At 61.5% G+C, this 15,763-nt stretch carries 15 protein-coding genes and 1 riboswitch; of the genes, 11 read left to right on the top strand and 4 right to left on the bottom strand.

The window, feature by feature from the left end; all coding sequences use genetic code 11:
- Positions 1-387: 387 nt before the first annotated feature.
- Positions 388-1,926, bottom strand: coding sequence for an AMP-binding protein (locus ACYP01_RS05145; protein ID WP_165639720.1), 1,539 nt, complete (start codon positions 1,924-1,926; stop codon positions 388-390).
- 191 nt (positions 1,927-2,117) lie between these two features.
- On the opposite strand from ACYP01_RS05145, the gene ACYP01_RS05150 reads away from it, so the two are divergent.
- Positions 2,118-2,936 (top strand): maleylpyruvate isomerase family mycothiol-dependent enzyme, encoded by an 819-nt coding sequence (locus tag ACYP01_RS05150; RefSeq protein WP_221742690.1) that lies wholly within the window; start codon positions 2,118-2,120, stop codon positions 2,934-2,936.
- Between the two features lie 34 nt (positions 2,937-2,970).
- Entirely contained in the window at positions 2,971-3,594 is a 624-nt protein-coding gene (locus ACYP01_RS05155; protein WP_003941379.1) for a Type 1 glutamine amidotransferase-like domain-containing protein, read from the top strand.
- A 57-nt stretch (positions 3,595-3,651) separates the two neighbouring features.
- On the opposite strand, the gene ACYP01_RS05160 is transcribed toward ACYP01_RS05155, so the two are convergent.
- Positions 3,652-3,978: a hypothetical protein gene (locus ACYP01_RS05160; RefSeq protein WP_003941297.1), complete on the bottom strand. Its 327-nt coding sequence runs from the start codon at positions 3,976-3,978 to the stop codon at positions 3,652-3,654.
- A gap of 574 nt (positions 3,979-4,552) precedes the next feature.
- Here ACYP01_RS05160 and ACYP01_RS05165 point away from each other — a divergent pair.
- Both ACYP01_RS05165 and ACYP01_RS05170 read left to right on the top strand, forming a co-directional pair.
- Complete coding sequence (locus tag ACYP01_RS05165; RefSeq protein ID WP_007726096.1) at positions 4,553-4,822, top strand: GNAT family N-acetyltransferase; 270 nt, start codon at positions 4,553-4,555, stop codon at positions 4,820-4,822.
- A gap of 161 nt (positions 4,823-4,983) precedes the next feature.
- Positions 4,984-6,210 (top strand): MFS transporter, encoded by a 1,227-nt coding sequence (locus ACYP01_RS05170; RefSeq protein ID WP_039972654.1) that lies wholly within the window; start codon positions 4,984-4,986, stop codon positions 6,208-6,210.
- On the opposite strand, the gene ACYP01_RS05175 is transcribed toward ACYP01_RS05170, so the two are convergent.
- The gene (locus ACYP01_RS05175) at positions 6,203-7,771 is read right to left on the bottom strand and encodes a carboxylesterase/lipase family protein (protein WP_322942860.1); all 1,569 of its coding nucleotides are present in this window, start codon (positions 7,769-7,771) and stop codon (positions 6,203-6,205) included. The genes ACYP01_RS05170 and ACYP01_RS05175 overlap by 8 nt on opposite strands.
- 104 nt (positions 7,772-7,875) lie before the next feature.
- Positions 7,876-7,971: riboswitch (TPP riboswitch) on the top strand.
- Here ACYP01_RS05175 and ACYP01_RS05180 point away from each other — a divergent pair.
- The 7 genes from ACYP01_RS05180 to ACYP01_RS05210 all read left to right on the top strand — a co-directional run bounded on the left by ACYP01_RS05180 (position 7,959) and on the right by ACYP01_RS05210 (position 14,367).
- On the top strand, positions 7,959-8,702 hold the full coding sequence (locus ACYP01_RS05180; protein WP_007726090.1) for a TenA family protein: 744 nt from the start codon (positions 7,959-7,961) through the stop codon (positions 8,700-8,702). It overlaps the preceding riboswitch by 13 nt.
- Positions 8,702-9,730: an ABC transporter substrate-binding protein gene (locus tag ACYP01_RS05185; RefSeq protein ID WP_322942861.1), complete on the top strand. Its 1,029-nt coding sequence runs from the start codon at positions 8,702-8,704 to the stop codon at positions 9,728-9,730. The genes ACYP01_RS05180 and ACYP01_RS05185 overlap by 1 nt, the downstream gene beginning before the upstream one ends.
- Positions 9,708-10,511: an ABC transporter permease gene (locus tag ACYP01_RS05190; RefSeq protein ID WP_322942862.1), complete on the top strand. Its 804-nt coding sequence runs from the start codon at positions 9,708-9,710 to the stop codon at positions 10,509-10,511. Before ACYP01_RS05185 ends, ACYP01_RS05190 begins: the two co-directional genes overlap by 23 nt.
- A gap of 8 nt (positions 10,512-10,519) precedes the next feature.
- Positions 10,520-11,314, top strand: a complete 795-nt coding sequence (locus ACYP01_RS05195) for an ABC transporter ATP-binding protein (protein ID WP_039972652.1) — start codon at positions 10,520-10,522, stop codon at positions 11,312-11,314.
- A gap of 288 nt (positions 11,315-11,602) precedes the next feature.
- Positions 11,603-12,160, top strand: coding sequence for a LysM peptidoglycan-binding domain-containing protein (locus tag ACYP01_RS05200; protein WP_003941373.1), 558 nt, complete (start codon positions 11,603-11,605; stop codon positions 12,158-12,160).
- Positions 12,161-12,325: 165 nt separating this feature from the next.
- Positions 12,326-12,808 carry a hypothetical protein gene (locus ACYP01_RS05205; protein WP_378449265.1) on the top strand — a complete coding sequence of 161 codons (483 nt, stop codon included), beginning with the start codon at positions 12,326-12,328 and terminating at the stop codon, positions 12,806-12,808.
- A 212-nt stretch (positions 12,809-13,020) separates the two neighbouring features.
- Positions 13,021-14,367, top strand: a complete 1,347-nt coding sequence (locus ACYP01_RS05210) for a T3SS (YopN, CesT) and YbjN peptide-binding chaperone 1 (RefSeq protein ID WP_459678832.1) — start codon at positions 13,021-13,023, stop codon at positions 14,365-14,367.
- Positions 14,368-14,388: 21 nt separating this feature from the next.
- Here ACYP01_RS05210 and ACYP01_RS05215 read toward each other — a convergent pair whose 3' ends face one another.
- The gene (locus ACYP01_RS05215; RefSeq protein WP_270923163.1) at positions 14,389-15,756 is read right to left on the bottom strand and encodes an acetamidase/formamidase family protein; all 1,368 of its coding nucleotides are present in this window, start codon (positions 15,754-15,756) and stop codon (positions 14,389-14,391) included.
- Positions 15,757-15,763 lie beyond the last annotated feature (7 nt).

The raw sequence follows: 15,763 nt of genomic DNA on the forward strand, positions 1-15,763 counted from the left end.
GCACTTTCTCCATCTGAATCGAGTCCGAACAGTATGTTTGGACATCCCTGAAGAAGCCTACTGTGAGGCCGATCACACCGGAATGGCGGACTATTCCACTATTTGAAACGGCCGAAAGACGTAAAGGCATCAGAATGACGCGCCGAATAATCACCGTCGAGCGAGTTTACGAACCGGCTTCCGAATGTAACGCCGTCCGACTCCGCGTAGACCGACTCCGGCCACGCGGCCTCAAACGCGAAAACCTGCAGTACGCCTCGCACCGGCCTCGGATGCTCGACCCGTTGTTCTACTGACAGCAAGCAAGGACCTGCCATACGGTCACGCGCAGGTCCTTGCCGACTATCTCGCAGAATTACTCTGATGTCCTAGCATTTCACTAGAGCATCAATTGCTCACATATTGAGACCGCAACTTGTGCTTGACGAGCTTTCCTGTAGCGGTCCTAGGCAATTCGTCGGCAAAGTCAATGCTTCTCGGAGCTTTGAAATGTGCGACCTGACTGCGAACGTATTCCAGCAATTCCTCGGCGACATGGGCACCAGGCTCGATTCCCTCCGCTAGTTGGACAACCGCCTTGACCTGCTCACCCATTTCTTCGTCGGGAACACCGATGACCGCCACGTCGAACACCTTCGGGTGCAAAGTAAGGATGTTCTCGGACTCCTGTGGGTAGATATTCACACCACCGGAGATAATCGTGAACGCGGCGCGGTCGGTCAGATAAAGGAAACGCTCGGAGTCGATATAGCCGATATCTCCACTCGTCGTCCACGTCGGATGATCCGGATGCTGCGCGGCAGCCGTTTTCTCGGGATCATTGTGGTACCGGAACGGCAAAGTCTCCCGCTCCCAGAACACGGTACCGATCTCGCCGACCGGAAGATCGCGCCCGGCGTCGTCACAGATGTGCACGATCCCCATCACTCCGTCACGCCCGACGGAACCCGGATGCGACAAGGCCTGCTCACTGTTGATGAAGGTAGCGCCCGAACCCTCGGTCGAGGCGTAGTACTCGTAGATCACCGGCCCCCACCAGTCGATCATTGCCGTCTTCACTTCGGGCGGGCAGGGAGCAGCAGCGTGAATGGCGACCTTCACCGTCGAGACGTCGTAACGATCACGGGTCTCCTTCGGAAGTTTCAACATTCGAACGAACATCGTCGGTACCCACTGACTGTGCGTCACAGCGTATTTACCGATCAACTCCAGCGCGGTTTCGGCTTCGAATGCATCCATCAAGATCACGGTTCCGCCGACCGAATTGATCACGCCGCAAAAACGCAGGGGCGCCGCGTGATAGACCGGAGCCGGGCACAAATAGACTGTGTCGGAATCGAACCCGTACATCGGTGCGAACACCGCGGTGTACGGATCCATGGTGGTGTTCACCTCACCCTCCGGGAGATCTCCTTTGATCCCCTTCGGCCTGCCGGTCGTTCCCGACGAATACAGCATGTCAGCCCCACGCGGCTGCGAGTCGAGTGGAGCAGTGGACTGCGCATCGACCGCGTCTTCGTAGTCGTCGAAGCCCTCGAGGGCGCCGCCGTACACCAATCGGTGCCGCACGCGTGGAATCAGCTTCTCGTCCAACGGAACTGCTGCGGACGCCTGCCCCGACGCCACCAGAATTGTCGCCTCGCAGTCGTCGACGATGTAGGCAGCCTCCGAAGCCGTGAGATGCCAGTTCACCGCGGTGATGTAGAGGCCGGATCTCAACGCTGCCCAGTACACCTCGAACGCCCGGAGATCGTTGTTCGAGATGAGAGCGACGTGGTCCCCAGGCTTGGCACCGACACTTCGGAAGTATCGCGCCAACTGCGTCGACCGTTCGTCGAGTTCCCGATAGGTGATGGACTCACCCGTCGCAGGGCGAATGACGGCGGGCTTGTCCGGCGTGGACTGGACAAAATTTCCTGGAAACACGAAGACTCCTCTGTCGGTGACGACAACGCCGCGTGAGCCTGCTTCGGCGTCGACAATCCTGGTCTACCACAGGAACTCTGCCTCCCTCGGAGGTTTGACGACACCGACTCGAAGCATGGGAATGCCCGCTCACTTATCCGCCGGGACATACAGTGAGGAGAACCGCACCGCCCGAAACAGGAGATGTCCACATGAGTGGTTGGCCCCAGGACTCAGTAGTCGACGCATTGACCGAGGAATGGAGAGTCATCGACGCACTGCTGGCCGAACTCGACGGCGATCAGTGGTTGGCACCGTCGAACCTTCCGGGGTGGACGGTTCACGACATCGTGTCCCATCTGATCGGTACGGAATCACTGCTCTCGGGCATCAATCCGCCGTCGATCAATCTGGACGTGCACGCATTGCCCCACGTCCACAACGAGATTGCGGCGTTCAACGAGCGCTGGGTCGAAGGCCTGCGGCGGACACCGCACTCGGACCTGCTGACCCGATATCGCGAGATCACCGCCGAACGAACCGAAGCGCTGCGCTCGATGACCAGCGCGGACTGGGACGCCGAGACACAAACACCGGTCGGTCTTGCGCCCTATGGCCGGTTCATGCGTATTCGGACCTTCGACTGTTGGATGCACGAACTCGACATCAGAGATGCAGTTGGCATTCGGGGTGAGGAAGGCGGATTGCGCGCGGAGACTGCATTCGGCGAAATCACCAGCGCGCTCGGATTCGTCGTCGGAAAACGAGGAAAGGCGCCAGAGGGAGCACGGATCACTTTCGAACTCGAAGGGCCACTTGCCCGTTCACTTCACGTCTCGGTCGACGCGCGAGCAACACTCGTCCCGGAGCTGGACGGTCCGGCGACCACAACCATCTCGATGAGCTCACCACTCTTCACCCGAATTGCCGGTGGCCGCGTCCACGCTTCGGATCACCGAACCGACATCTCGCTTCGCGGTGACACCACGGTGGGCACACGCGTCGTCGACAATCTGGCGTTCACGATTTGAGGGCTGGGTGGGTAGGTCGCGAAGGTACTGAGAAGTGAAACTGTTTCTCTCGTCCTACCGATTCGGCGACCACCGCGAGGCCTTTGTCGATCTCGTAGGCCGCGGCGCTCGCATCGCAGTCATCGCCGCGGCTGCAGATTCGTGGCCCGTCAATGCCCGCAGTTCAGCAGTCACCAGCGAACTGACTCCGCTACGGGCAGCGGGCTTCACCGCAGAGGAAGTGGATGTCCGAGACTTCCTGGGTGCACCGGAAGCACTGGAACTCCGGCTCCGCGATTTCGACTGCCTGTGGGTTCGCGGCGGAAACACGTTCGTCCTGCGAGCTCAGCTAGCTCGAAGTGGCGCTGACCGGGTCATCGAGATGCTGGTTCGTTCAGGCGTCGTGGCCTATGCGGGATACAGCGCCGGAGCGTGCCTGGCGACTCCGACTCTGATCGGGCTGGACGCGTCGGACGACCCCGCTGAAGTCATGCCAACGTGCGGTATCGACCCGATTTGGTCCGGGCTCGCGCTGATCGACTTCGCGATAGTGCCGCACGGCGGCGATTCGCTACTCGAAGATCCACAGGTGACTGCGCGGACGGTTGCGGCCCTGACCACGGCGGGCGTGCAATTCACCGTGCTCACCGATTACGAGGTGATACTCGTCGACCGTTGATGTAACGCAGACGGTTGATCTTGACGCAGACTGTGCAGTCGACTCGGCCCGACCGGATCAGCCGTGCTCTGCCACCGCGGTTCCGGCTGCCGGCGACTGACGCTCGAGCCTCGTCCACGCGATCTCCCAGCGCTTGACAGAGACCTCGTCAGCGTCCTCGAGAAGGGCGTCGAGGAGCAGGCGTGGATTTTCGCGCCATGCCAGTTCAGCGGCATGAACTTCCGCAGCCGAGAACAACCCGGAAGCCTCGAGATCACGAATCCATTCGCAGATCTCGCCTCGGTGAATCCGTGCGATGGTCTCGTATCCCAGACCTTCGTCAAGGAAGTCGTACGAAAAAATTGCGGCAAAGTAACTGTTCGACTCACGCTGCCCGAAAATCATGTGCGTTCCTTCCTCGAAGTTGTCCGACGAAGACTCGAAATCGAACCGTTGAGCAGCGACGCCAAAGTTTTTTTGGCGAAGTTGTAACGCTTCTTCTATCCCCGACGATTCAAACGCTAACCCCCCGAGCGGGTCTTTGGGATCACGTCCGAGAAACGATCTGATGACCAACGCAATACCCCTGGGGTTTCCGGCCGCTCGCACCCATCATCGACACGCAACCAGCGCGCCGCTGACCTGCAATTTGCCCGTTTCAGGCCCTCCACTTAATCCATCCGAACAGACGACAAAAAACTTTGTGACCGGTCCCACATATTGGGATGTTTACGATCGTGATGCATATGTATCACCCGTTGTGGGCACAAAAGTACGGGCAAATCGGCACGTACAGACCAGTTTTGTTCGTTCTCCATGGCGACGAAGGTCCCTTGAACGGTCGTCCAGTTGTAGTTGCGCTAAGTAACGGATCCCACGTCGGCAACCGATATTGCGGACGGCCTGCCAGGTAGCGTGCTCCAGAGAACGTAGACGCGGCGCGGCGCAACCGGCCGCCCTTTCGAAACGGAGCCCGAAGATGACCGAGACAGTGGCGCACAATCCCGCGGAAACGCGTTTCGAGATCCGAGTCGACGGCGAACTCGCCGGTTTCGCCGAGTACTCGGACCATTCCGGCGTCCGTGATTTCCACCACACGGTGACCTATCCGCAGTTTCGTGGGCGCGGGCTTGCCGCCATCGTGGTGCGTGAAGCGCTCGATCAGACCCGGAACGAGGGATTGAAGATCCTTCCGACGTGCTCGTACGTCGAGAAGTTTGTTGCGGAGAACCCCGTCTACCAGGCATAACCGAACGAGAACGGCCAGGGAAAAACCAGTCGCGAACCTGCAGACCCCGCTGCTAGCGTCGATGGTGCCGTCGTCGAAATCCTGGGCGGCACCATCTCGGGGAAGGAAAGAACGTGGTCGCCTCAGCAGATCGGCGTCCACCTGCGTCCACGGACGTAGCTATCCCCAGCTATCTCCCTCTCGTACTGGTCAATCTCGCGACGCTGTTCTCGGCGATCGGCAACGGTATCGCCATCGTCGTGCTCCCCTGGCTGGTTCTCGAACGAACCGGTAAGGCTACCGACGCGGCGATAGTTGCCGGCGCAGCAGCCATTCCGCTACTCGTGTCGAGCCTGTTTTCGGGGACATTCGTCGACAAGTTCGGACGCCGTCGAACGTCGATGATTTCCGACGCTCTCTCCGCGATGTCCGTTGCAGCGATTCCGATCATCGCGGCCACCGCGGGCTTGACGATCCCGGTGATCGCGGCGTTGGCAGCACTCGGCGCCGTGTTCGACCCCGCCGGAATGGCGGCGAGGGAGTCCATGCTGCCTGCAGCGACTCGGACCGCCAAGTGGAAGCTCGATCGAACCAACAGTGTGTACGAGGCCAACTTCAACGTCGCGTATCTGATCGGCCCTGGCATCGGCGGTGTCCTCATCGCAACGATCGGAGCGGTGAACACGCTCTGGGTCACGGCGGCAGGTTTTGTGTTCTCGATAGTCGTGGTCGCCTTCATCCGGCTTCCCGGCGCCGGAGTGCCCGAACACGAACACCGTCCGAAATCGATCTGGCACGGCACACTCGACGGTCTTCGGTTCGTCTGGAACAACAAACTGCTGCGCACCCTGGCGCTGATCGACATGGCAGTCGTCGCGCTCTACATGCCTGTGGAGAGTGTCGTGTTCCCGGTGTACTTCACAGAGTTGGATCAACCGGCCCAACTCGGATCGGTGTTGATGGCCTTGGCGATCGGCGGCATCATCGGCTCTCTCGCCTACGCCCCACTGGCGCCGATCATGTCCCGGCGGCTGATCATGATTTTTGCCGTCGCCGTTCTCGGCATAGCGATGCTGGCCATGGCGCTCCTACCTCCGCTGTGGGTGATCCTCGTACTTGCCGGACTGCAGGGCCTCGTCTACGGACCAGTCGGCCCGATCGCCAACTACGCCATGCAGACGCACAGCCCGGAGCACATGCGTGGACGCGTCGTCGGTGTCATGACGTCGACGGCCTACGCCGCAGGCCCGCTCGGCTACCTCGCGGTCGGCCCGCTGCTCGATCAACTCGGAATCGCGTCGACCTTTGTGGCCCTGTCGATTCCGATCATCCTGATCGCCGCAGTATGTGCCTCCCTACCGGTGCTTCGCGAACTCGATCGTCCGCGGCACTCGACCGACGTCAGTTGAACCCCATCACGTCGTTGCCCCAGGCGACGCGCAGTCCGTGATCGGGGTCGCTGACGAGGGTGTCGGCGGAGTCGATCAACAGCGTCGACCGCTTCTCTTCCTCGTACGGCGCCCAGTGCTTCGAGCCGTCGAGGGCCGCCGGCACGGCATGCCTGGCGAAGGCCAACCATCGCCGTTGGATACGGCCGGCCACCTCCATCGCGGCCTTCCGTCCGCCGAGCCAGAACGTGGGGTCGACGTTCAGGGTTCCGAAATTGCCGAATACATAAGGTAATTCGGTCGCGTGGCCCGCGCCGATCCGCGCCGCCTTGAGCATCGGCGTCGCGTGATCGAAGCGGTAGACCCACGTAGGGGAATGCCTGCAGTGCGCGTCGGCGATCCACAGGGTCGGCATGCGAAACGCCGCGTCCCGTGAAAGCGCCAGCGCGCCACTCGGTTTCGCATGGTCAGGGTAAGCCGACATGATCTCGGCAAGTTTGGTCGCCGAGATGTCGGGGTGATCGTCGGCCAGTAATTGGAGCATTGCCTCGACGGACTGCGCACTCACCGGCATCAGCGGAGACTTCATGAACTTGAAGATCGACGCCTCGTCCTTGTTGGAACCGATGATCAGTGGGATTCGGTGCGCGTAACCCTTCTGGAAAGCCGCAACCGGGTAGTGCGGCACCAGATCGCGATCGACAACGGGTGCCATCGCCAAAGTTCCCGGAATCCGGGTCGGAATTTCGTTGACCAAATCATCGCTTGCCTTCACGAGCAGTTCCAGATCTGTGGTCAGCAGATCGCCTGCGTCTTCGGGGTCGATCGAGAGCAGTTCGAGAAACCGCTCTGCAACGGTCTTGGCGCGCTCGGCCCCGTAGACGGAGGTCGCGGGCGGACTCTGGGCAATCGCACGATGGAACAGACCTTCGGCGCTCGGACAGGTCATGAGCGTCGTGATGGATCCTGCGCCGGAGGACTCCCCGAACACGGTCACCGCACTCGGGTCACCACCGAAGGCGTCGATGTTGTCTCGAACCCATTCGAGTGCCGCAATCTGGTCTCGCAGACCACAGTTCGATTCGAAAACAGTATCCGCGGTGGAGAATGCAGACAGGTCCAGGAATCCGAGTGCGCCGACGCGATAGTTGAAGGAGACGAGAACGACGTCGCCGGTTTCAGCCAGATGACGGCCGTCGTAGATCGTTTGGGCGGCGGATCCGAGGCAGTAGGCGCCGCCGTGAATCCACACCATCACCGGTCGCGGCGTGCCGTCGGGTCGCGGGGCCCAGACGTTGATCGACAGGCAGTCCTCGTCGATTTTGAAGGCCCGATCGATCGGAACCGCCGGACTCTGGCCTTGCGGCGCGATCGGCCCGAACTCACGACAGTCGCGCACCCCGTCCCACGGCTGTGTGGGTTGTGGCGCTCGGAACCTCCGCTCACCCACCGGCGCCGCTGCGTAGGGCATGCCCTTCCACGCGAATACACCGCCATCCGGATACCCGCGGGCTTCTCCGCCTCGCGCCCGGATCACCAGAGTTCCGTCCTCGCCGAGATTTGGTCGAACGTCGGTCTCCATGTCTGAATCCCCTCCCGACCCGCGCGTGTGGCAATCAAGACCAAACCTACCAATCTCGGACGGGTGTGCGCCGAGTACGCAACCCCTCGGTGTTAAGGTCGCCTAGTTCTGACACGGGGTGCTCCGCATGGGCGGGGCTGAGAACACACCCGGGAACCTGATCAGGTAATGCTGACGAAGGGATGTCATGGCTACTACGCAGCCTGCATACAATTCTGCCGAAAACTCGGTGGCCACAGCGCCGTCGACGGATCGGTTCACAGATCGACTCTGGGCCGAGACGAAGGCCCTCCGCGAGTCGATCGACTCACTGGAGTTCCTCCGCCGCCTCGGCGACGGAACATTGCCTCTCGACGCGTTCCGCACGTACATCGAGCAAGACAAGCTTTATCTCGAGGGGTATTCGAAAGCGTTGTCCCTGGTCGCGGCCCATGCCCCGGATCCGCAGTCCGCGGGCTTCTGGTCGAATTCCGCGTCCACGGCAGCGACAGTGGAATCTGCGCTTCACGACGGACTTCTCACCGGTGGAATTCTTCCAGCGGGATCGGGAAGGCTCGAGCATTCGCAGGCCTGCCTGGGATACGTCTCGTATCTGACGGCGACTGCAGCAACTGCGCCTTACCCGGTCTCCGCAGCGGCAGTACTCCCCTGCTTCTGGATCTACGCCGAGGTCGGCCGCGATCTTGCCGCTTCAGCGCGCGAGGTACTCGACGCCGATCCGTCGCATCCGTACGCACAGTGGGTCACGACCTACGACGCACCCGAATTCCACGAGTCGGTGGCGCAGGCCCGCGTACTGGTCGATGCTGCGGCCGAAGCTGCCACCGAGACAGAGCGTGAGGCGATGAGTGAAGCATTCCGCATCGCCAGCCGCTATGAGCTGATGTTCTGGGATTCCGCACTCCACCAGCAGCCTTGGCCGGCGTCGTGATGTCGTTTGCGGCGCTGCGCCGCACGCTTGCCACGTCTGCCGCGATCGCAGCCGCGTTCACAGTTCTGACCGGATGCGCCTCTCACACCGGCTCTTCCGACGGGACCATTCGGTTCGCACTCGACTGGACACCGAACACGAACCACACCGGTTTGTACGTAGCACTCCAAGAGGGCTACTTCGAGGACGCCGGCCTGGACGTCTCGATCCTGCCGTACAACAACACCTCGCCCGACACCCTGGTCGATGCCGGCAATGCCGAGTTCGGCATCAGCACACAGAGTCAGGCCACGTTCGCCCGTGCAGCCGGCGCCGCCACGACGTCCGTCATCGCGCCACTTCAGCACCGCGCCACCGGCATCGGCGTGAAGGCGGATCGTGCGGACATCACGCGCCCACGTGATCTCGACGGGAAGACGTACGCCGGGTTCGGTGATCCCGGCGAAGTCGAAACGCTGCAGCAGATCATCCGCAACGACGGCGGGACCGGGAACTTCACGACGGTCACGCTCGGAACTTCCGCGTACGAAGCCGTGTACTCGGGCCAGGCAGACTTCACCGTCTCCTACTTTGCTTGGGAAGGCCTCGAAGCGGAGCGAAACGGAACTCCGATGCGGTACTTCCAGTACACCGATTACGGCTTCCCCGATGCGTATTCGATCGTGATCAACGGCAACCAGCAGTGGTTGAAGGACCATCCCGACGAGGCACGCAAGTTCGTCAAAGCCGTTCAACGCGGATATCAGACTGCTGCCGACAACCCGGACCAGGCCGCGCAGGATCTCATCGACGCGAACCCCGGAGCATTCACCGACGAAGACCTCGTGCGTGAGAGTCAGCGGATGCTCGCCGCCGACTACATGAAAGACGCCAACGGTGTTGTGGGCGCCCAGAATCTCGAAACCTGGTCGGGTTATTCGGGATTCCTCTTCGAGAACGGATTGCTCGCCGGACCCGACGGGAAGCCGTTGACCCAGAAGCCGGACTGGTCGGAGTACTTCACCAATGAGTATCTCGACGCGTCCTGACGTGAGCGGACGGTTGGTCTCGACCATGCGGCGGGCGCTTCCCGCGCTCGCCGTGGTGCTGCTCCTCGTGGCGGCGTGGCAGATCTACGTCGAGATCAGTGGGATTCGGCCGCAAGTACTTCCGTCTCCGGGGCGCGTTCTGTCCCAGGGGTGGGACAACCGCGAGATCATCTCCGGCCACGCCTGGTCGACATTGCAGGTCACGTTGGTCGGCTTCACTGTTTCATTGGTGTTGGCCTGGATTCTTGCTGTGGTCGTGGACTTTTCGCCGTGGTTGTCACGCGCGCTGGTACCACTTTTCGTCGTCTCGCAGACGCTGCCGATCATCGCCATCGCGCCGCTGATGATCATCTGGTTCGGCTTCGGGTTGTTGCCGAAGGTGTTGGTGATCGCCCTTGCGACGTTCTTCCCCATGACCATCGGACTCATCGAGGGATTTGCCGCGGCCGATCGGGAAGCGGGCGCTCTCCTGCGCAGTATGGGCAGCACTCGCTGGCAGGAGTTCCGATACGTTCGCCTTCCTTCGGCAATTCCGCGATTCTTCACTGCCCTGCGCATCGGCATCACGTATGCGGTCGTGGGTGCGGTGTTCTCCGAATACGTCGGCGCTACTTCCGGTTTGGGTATCTACATGAGCACCCAGAAGAACTCCTTCCGCACCGACCTGGTGTTGGCGGCCGTACTGGTGACCGCGTTGATCAGTGTCACGCTGTACTTGCTGACGTTCGCCATCGAGCGCATCGTTGCACCATGGGCGATGAACGAAAGGTCGCGGACATGACTGACCCGATGGTCGAGGATGCAATGGTCGAAATCCAGGACCTGACCAAGAGGTTCGACACGGCCGGAGAATCGCGTCTCGTGCTCGATTCGGTGTCCTTTGGCGCCGACGCGGGCGAATTCGTGTCGGTGATCGGGCCGAGCGGCTGCGGCAAGAGCACGATCTTCAACGTCCTGGCCGGGCTCGAATCCCCGACCGCGGGTTCGGTCCGTGTGGGCACGCGCGCAACGGAATCCGAAGCAGCCGCCGAGGTGCACACCGCGTACATGCCGCAGAAGGATCTTCTGTTCCCTTGGCGCTCGGTACTGGACAACACGGCCCTCGGTTTGGAAGTGCAGGGAGTCGGCAAGAAGGAAGCACGCGAGCGCGCTCGCGAGTTGTTCCCGGCGTTCGGACTGTCCGGATTCGAGGACGCCCGGCCGTCACAGCTGTCCGGCGGCATGCGCCAGCGAGCGGCGATGCTGCGCACCGTTGTTCAGGGCAAACCTGTCCTGCTGCTCGACGAGCCGTTCGGCGCACTGGACTCGTTGACCCGCACCGAGATGCAGGCCTGGCTGCAAGACGTGTGGCAGCAGTACCGGTGGACCGTGCTGATGATCACCCACGATATTCGTGAAGCGATCTATCTGTCCGATCGCGTGGTCGTTCTGTCGGCGAGGCCGGCAACGGTCAGGTGCGTCGTCGACGTTCCCTTGCCGAGGCCACGCGAACTGGACATGATCACCTCGCCCGAGTTCGCCGACGTCGAGCGTGAACTGCTTGCCGTTCTCCACGACGAGACGCGCAAGTCGCTACACCCCTAGCGGTTACTGACAATGCGCTGAGAGCGCGCCGATTTCACCTGCCGTTCAAGAGAAAGTGCATCGCAACGGTGCAACTTCGCGTAGGATGTCGCGGCGCTTTCGCCCAAAACGCCTTAATATCAGCAAGATCCGAACGCTCGACACGCAATCCGTCAACGCTGCACAATTCTCTGTACTCTTCGGTAACGTACACTCGGTCGCCTACGAGACCAACGGCCAGAAGGTAACTGGACGGTAAAGCGGAATCGTGGAGGCACAGTCATCGCAACAGATTTGGAAAGGGACAGCGTGAGCACACTGCAGTCAGGTCAGAGCCTCGGAGTCGGCCAGGAACTCAAGTCCGACAACGGCGCATACACCCTCACCTTGCAGGACGACGGCAACCTGGTTCTGTCCGAGGGCGGACAGGCTGTTTGGGCCGCAGGCACCAACGGATCCGGCGCCAACCGCGCCGAGGTGCAGGCTGACGGAAACTTCGTCATCTACAAGGACTCCGACGCCGTGTGGGCATCGCAGACCGCAGGCAACGACGGTGCCTCCCTCTCGGTTCAGGACGATCGCAACGTCGTTCTGTCCGCCGGCGGAAATGCTCTGTGGTCGTCGGACACTGCAATCGCAGCGCCGGCCGCCGAGGCTGCCCCGGAGCCCGCTCCGGCACCCGAGCCCGAGCCTGCCCCCGCCGCTCCGGCAGCGCAGAGCTACACCGTCGAAAGCGGCGACACCCTGTGGGCGATCGCAGAGCGTTTCTACGGTGACGGCAACCAGTACCAGCGCATCGCGGATGCAAACGGCATCCCGAACCCGGATCTCATCAACGCCGGTCAGGTACTGACGATCCCCGCCTGATTCACTGCTTGACCTGGCCCTGGGTGCCGACGTCCGCGTCGGCACCCAGGGCCTTTTGTGTTCTACGCCACACAGATTCGCGTCCCGCCCAGCAGACCCTGATACTCCATTGCGGCATCTTTTCGCCTACAGTACTTCCGTACTGCTCCCGAAGGACAGGTGTGCATGAAAGACAGAACAGTCATGATCGGCGCTGTCGCAGTGGCCGCTCTCTCTCTGACATCAGGCCTCGTTTTCGGCGGAGCAGCCGGCGCATTCGGTGCCGGCGGCCCTGTGGTGAAGCCTCCCGCTCTGGTCTCGTCGGTTTCCGTGGAGTCCGTCGCCGGGATCGAACCGGCCGCGTTCTACAGCTCGGTGGCAGTTCCTACCGTTGTCATTCCTCCGACGCCGACCTGGCGAATCGCCGACGAGACGACTGCTCCTCGCAATCAGCCGCTGGTGGTGACCGCGACAAGCACGAGTTCTGCCACCTCGACCACTACTGCAACGAGCACGACAACACCGGTCTCGTCCACGACCTCCGCGTCGGCCACCGCGACCTCGTCACCGACCGCGACAGCCACGACCACCAAGACCAGCACCACCCCAGTGGTCACGACCGGGTCCACGCCGCCCGTCGTCGAGGTCTCGCCCGTTCTCGCCGGATAGTTCTCGCTCATTCGGCTGCATACCGCCTGGCGTGACGGCGGTTACAGACACACTTCAGTCGCCGCTCTCGAATAGCCGATCTACCTGCGACTACCTTCCTCGCCGTCACGGTTCGTGGTCCGCTGCAATCCGGTCGACCGGAAAAGGACAGCAGCATTGTCGGAGCCTCGCGATACCGTATAGGTCTGAGCTTTTGCGGAAGGAGGTGGCTGATGAGCGCAATGGGCTTCGATCTCGATGTCAGTGTCGACCGGGCGTGGGCAGAATTTCAACGTCGCCTCGGCGATCACATTTCCATCATGGTCGACGGCGACGTTCTTGCCGTGGAATCGTCCACCGGCGACTTCGATCCAGCTGACGGCGCAGCGCCATGCGTTCAGTTCCTCGTGTGGGACGAGAACACAGTCCGCTGCGAGGTTCCTTCCAACGACTTCCTTCATCCGCGCTATCGACTCGAAGATGCCGACGAACAAAAGTTGATCGCACTCGGCTGGAATCCGCCTTCCGAGAATCTGGAGGATCCGAACAACTCCCCCGCCTTCTGCGTCGACAAGGCGCAGAACTGGGCCGATCAGCTCGCAGCGATGACTGTCGCTGCATTCCGTGATGTGTTCGGTGTGCAGCACCCGGCTTTTCTATCCAGCGATCTCACCGGCAACGAGCAGACTCCGGATTTCGATCCGTCGGTCGTCGAGTCGACAGAACTTCCGACCCTCGACCCCACCGCGGCCTACATGCCCAACGACATCGACCATCTCAAGGAGTTGGTCACTCTCGCTTTGCTTCCCATGCTCGGCACTCTTCCCGAGCGAGACAGCGACGGCGACATACCCATTCGTGTCGGTTCGACTGTCATGTTCGTCGGTCCACTTTCCGAGTCCATGGACGTGCAGTTGTTCTCGCCGCTCGTTCAGGACATCAGCAACCGCACCCGTGCAGCCGAGGTCATCGCCGATCTCAACCGCAAGTGGTCGCGCATCAAGTTCGTCTTGATCGACGACCGTCTGTCGGTGTTCCTCGAGGTGGCGGGTTCACCATTCGTTCCCAAGCAACTCACCGATACGTGCGCAGCCTTGACGTCGTTCCTGCGTACCGTGGACGACGAGTTCGCCGCACGCGTCGGCGGAGACCTCTTCTTCGCGAGCAAGAGCGGTGACTCCTCCTCGCTGCAGCCTGATCTGACGGCCGAGGACCTGCCTCCCGAACTCGAGACCCTGCTGCATCTCGATCTGGACGTGGCCGAGGATCTCGACGCGGTAGCCGATGTCTGCGGGCGCGATCGCGATCTGATTCTTCAGCTCCTCCACATCAGTAACGAATGGCAGATTCAGCTCCGTAGTCAGGCGGTGGACGCCCACAGTCGCGGGGACGCCGAAGAGGCTGCAGGATACGAGGATCAGGTCGGCGGGTGGGAACTCATGGTCGACCGTCTGCGCGGGGCTTTGCGACTGGTGGTCCTGCCCAATTCTCGAACCGAGACGCCGGCAAAGCCGCAACCTGAGCAGATGGGCCTGTTTGCCGATCCCTTGCAACAGAGTCTCTTCGACGATCCGTCCTGACACGACGGATCGCCTTTCCCGCTATTCGAAGTGGGATTTGAAGATCTGTCCGTGGACGCCCACGGTTCGATCGACTACCTGTGAGACCGTGAAATCGGCTGCGGCAGAAAGATAGGCGTAGGCCGTCGCTCGATCCATACCGCGATCGTGCTCGAGGAAGTCGAGTGCGTTGACCACCGCGCGCCGCATGGCGCCGTTGAGGTCACTGTTCTGCCCACCGACCGAACCGTTGGGGTCGGACAGGCCGATCGGAATCCAGGCCTCCTCGGTCTCGGCGAACGGGTATCCGAAAGCCACCGATGGAGCGTCACCGGAATCCTTCTTGCACACGCTGAGTCGGAACGTGCCGCGCAGCGATCCTTCCATCGCCGTCAGCGCCGCCTCACCGTCACCCATGGCCATGTGGGGGTCACCGACGTAGAAGAGGGCGCCTTCAGCGAATACCGGCAAATAGAAGGTTGATCCGACACCGAGATGCCTGATGTCGATGTTTCCGCCGCCCAGGGTCGGAGGAATGGAGTTCGACGACGGGGATGTCGGGTCTGCATCCGCAGAATAGGCAACTCCCATCATTCCCATGAAGGGCCGCAGGGGAAACCGCACCTTCGACTGTCCGAAAGGCATCACGCCCTTGCCGTCTTCGATCGCCGTGAAAGTGGAAACACCGCCGTACTTCAACGGGTCCTTTGTTGCGCGCCCGTCTGTGGCGACCGGCGGCATGACTTCGTCCAGAGTGATTCCCGCTGGAGCGGTTCCGTCTGCTGTGACGGCGAGAGCGCCCTTGCCGTGTCTGCTCGACACAACGCCGTACGGCACGCGGGGAATGGCTTCGAGAGTCTCGATCTTGAGTACGTCTCCAGGCTGGGCGCCTTCGACGAAGACCGGGCCGGTGACGACGTGCGGTCCGTCCTTGTCGAAGTTTCGTTCGGTTCGGTTGTATTCGGCCGCAACGGCAATCGCATCCTCGAGCACGTCCTTCTCGGAAACGCCTTTGCTACCGAAGTATTCGAGAGGATTGCGCCCTTGATCCTCGAGAATTCCCTCGTGCGAGAGGGCGTCGATCGTGACGGTCTGGCCCGACTTCATCCGCATCACCTCGCGGGTGTGGATGTTGGGCACATAACCCCACATGACGTCCGACGGATCCGAACTCAGATAGTGATCGCCACTGACGTTTCCGCTGCCCGGTTGCAGAATCGGAATGCCATCGGCGAACGGTAGTGCAGAGGAGGACGATCCAGCCGGTGACGCGTTCGAGTGCGCGCATCCCGAAGCCACACCGGCAACTCCTACGCCCGCACCGAGGGCAGCGACTGCCCTCATGAATCCGCGTCGGCCAAGACCTTTCGTCAGGTCTTCGGCTGCGTTGCGGGCAAGAGTGTATTCCATCGAGTTT

Source organism: Rhodococcus sp. no. 34, from assembly GCF_054589475.1.

Bases quoted from the DNA above. Each gene is read 5' to 3' on its own strand.
- ACYP01_RS05190 (WP_322942862.1), top strand. From the start codon at position 9,708: ATGAGTATCTCGACGCGTCCTGACGTGAGCGGACGGTTGGTCTCGACC.
- ACYP01_RS05205 (WP_378449265.1), top strand. From the start codon at position 12,326: ATGAAAGACAGAACAGTCATGATCGGCGCTGTCGCAGTGGCCGCTCTC.
- ACYP01_RS05185 (WP_322942861.1), top strand. From the start codon at position 8,702: ATGTCGTTTGCGGCGCTGCGCCGCACGCTTGCCACGTCTGCCGCGATC.
- ACYP01_RS05195 (WP_039972652.1), top strand. From the start codon at position 10,520: ATGGTCGAGGATGCAATGGTCGAAATCCAGGACCTGACCAAGAGGTTC.
- ACYP01_RS05150 (WP_221742690.1), top strand. From the start codon at position 2,118: ATGAGTGGTTGGCCCCAGGACTCAGTAGTCGACGCATTGACCGAGGAA.
- ACYP01_RS05215 (WP_270923163.1), bottom strand. From the start codon at position 15,756: ATGGAATACACTCTTGCCCGCAACGCAGCCGAAGACCTGACGAAAGGT.
- ACYP01_RS05165 (WP_007726096.1), top strand. From the start codon at position 4,553: ATGACCGAGACAGTGGCGCACAATCCCGCGGAAACGCGTTTCGAGATC.
- ACYP01_RS05180 (WP_007726090.1), top strand. From the start codon at position 7,959: ATGGCTACTACGCAGCCTGCATACAATTCTGCCGAAAACTCGGTGGCC.
- ACYP01_RS05160 (WP_003941297.1), bottom strand. From the start codon at position 3,978: ATGATTTTCGGGCAGCGTGAGTCGAACAGTTACTTTGCCGCAATTTTT.
- ACYP01_RS05210 (WP_459678832.1), top strand. From the start codon at position 13,021: ATGAGCGCAATGGGCTTCGATCTCGATGTCAGTGTCGACCGGGCGTGG.
- ACYP01_RS05175 (WP_322942860.1), bottom strand. From the start codon at position 7,771: ATGGAGACCGACGTTCGACCAAATCTCGGCGAGGACGGAACTCTGGTG.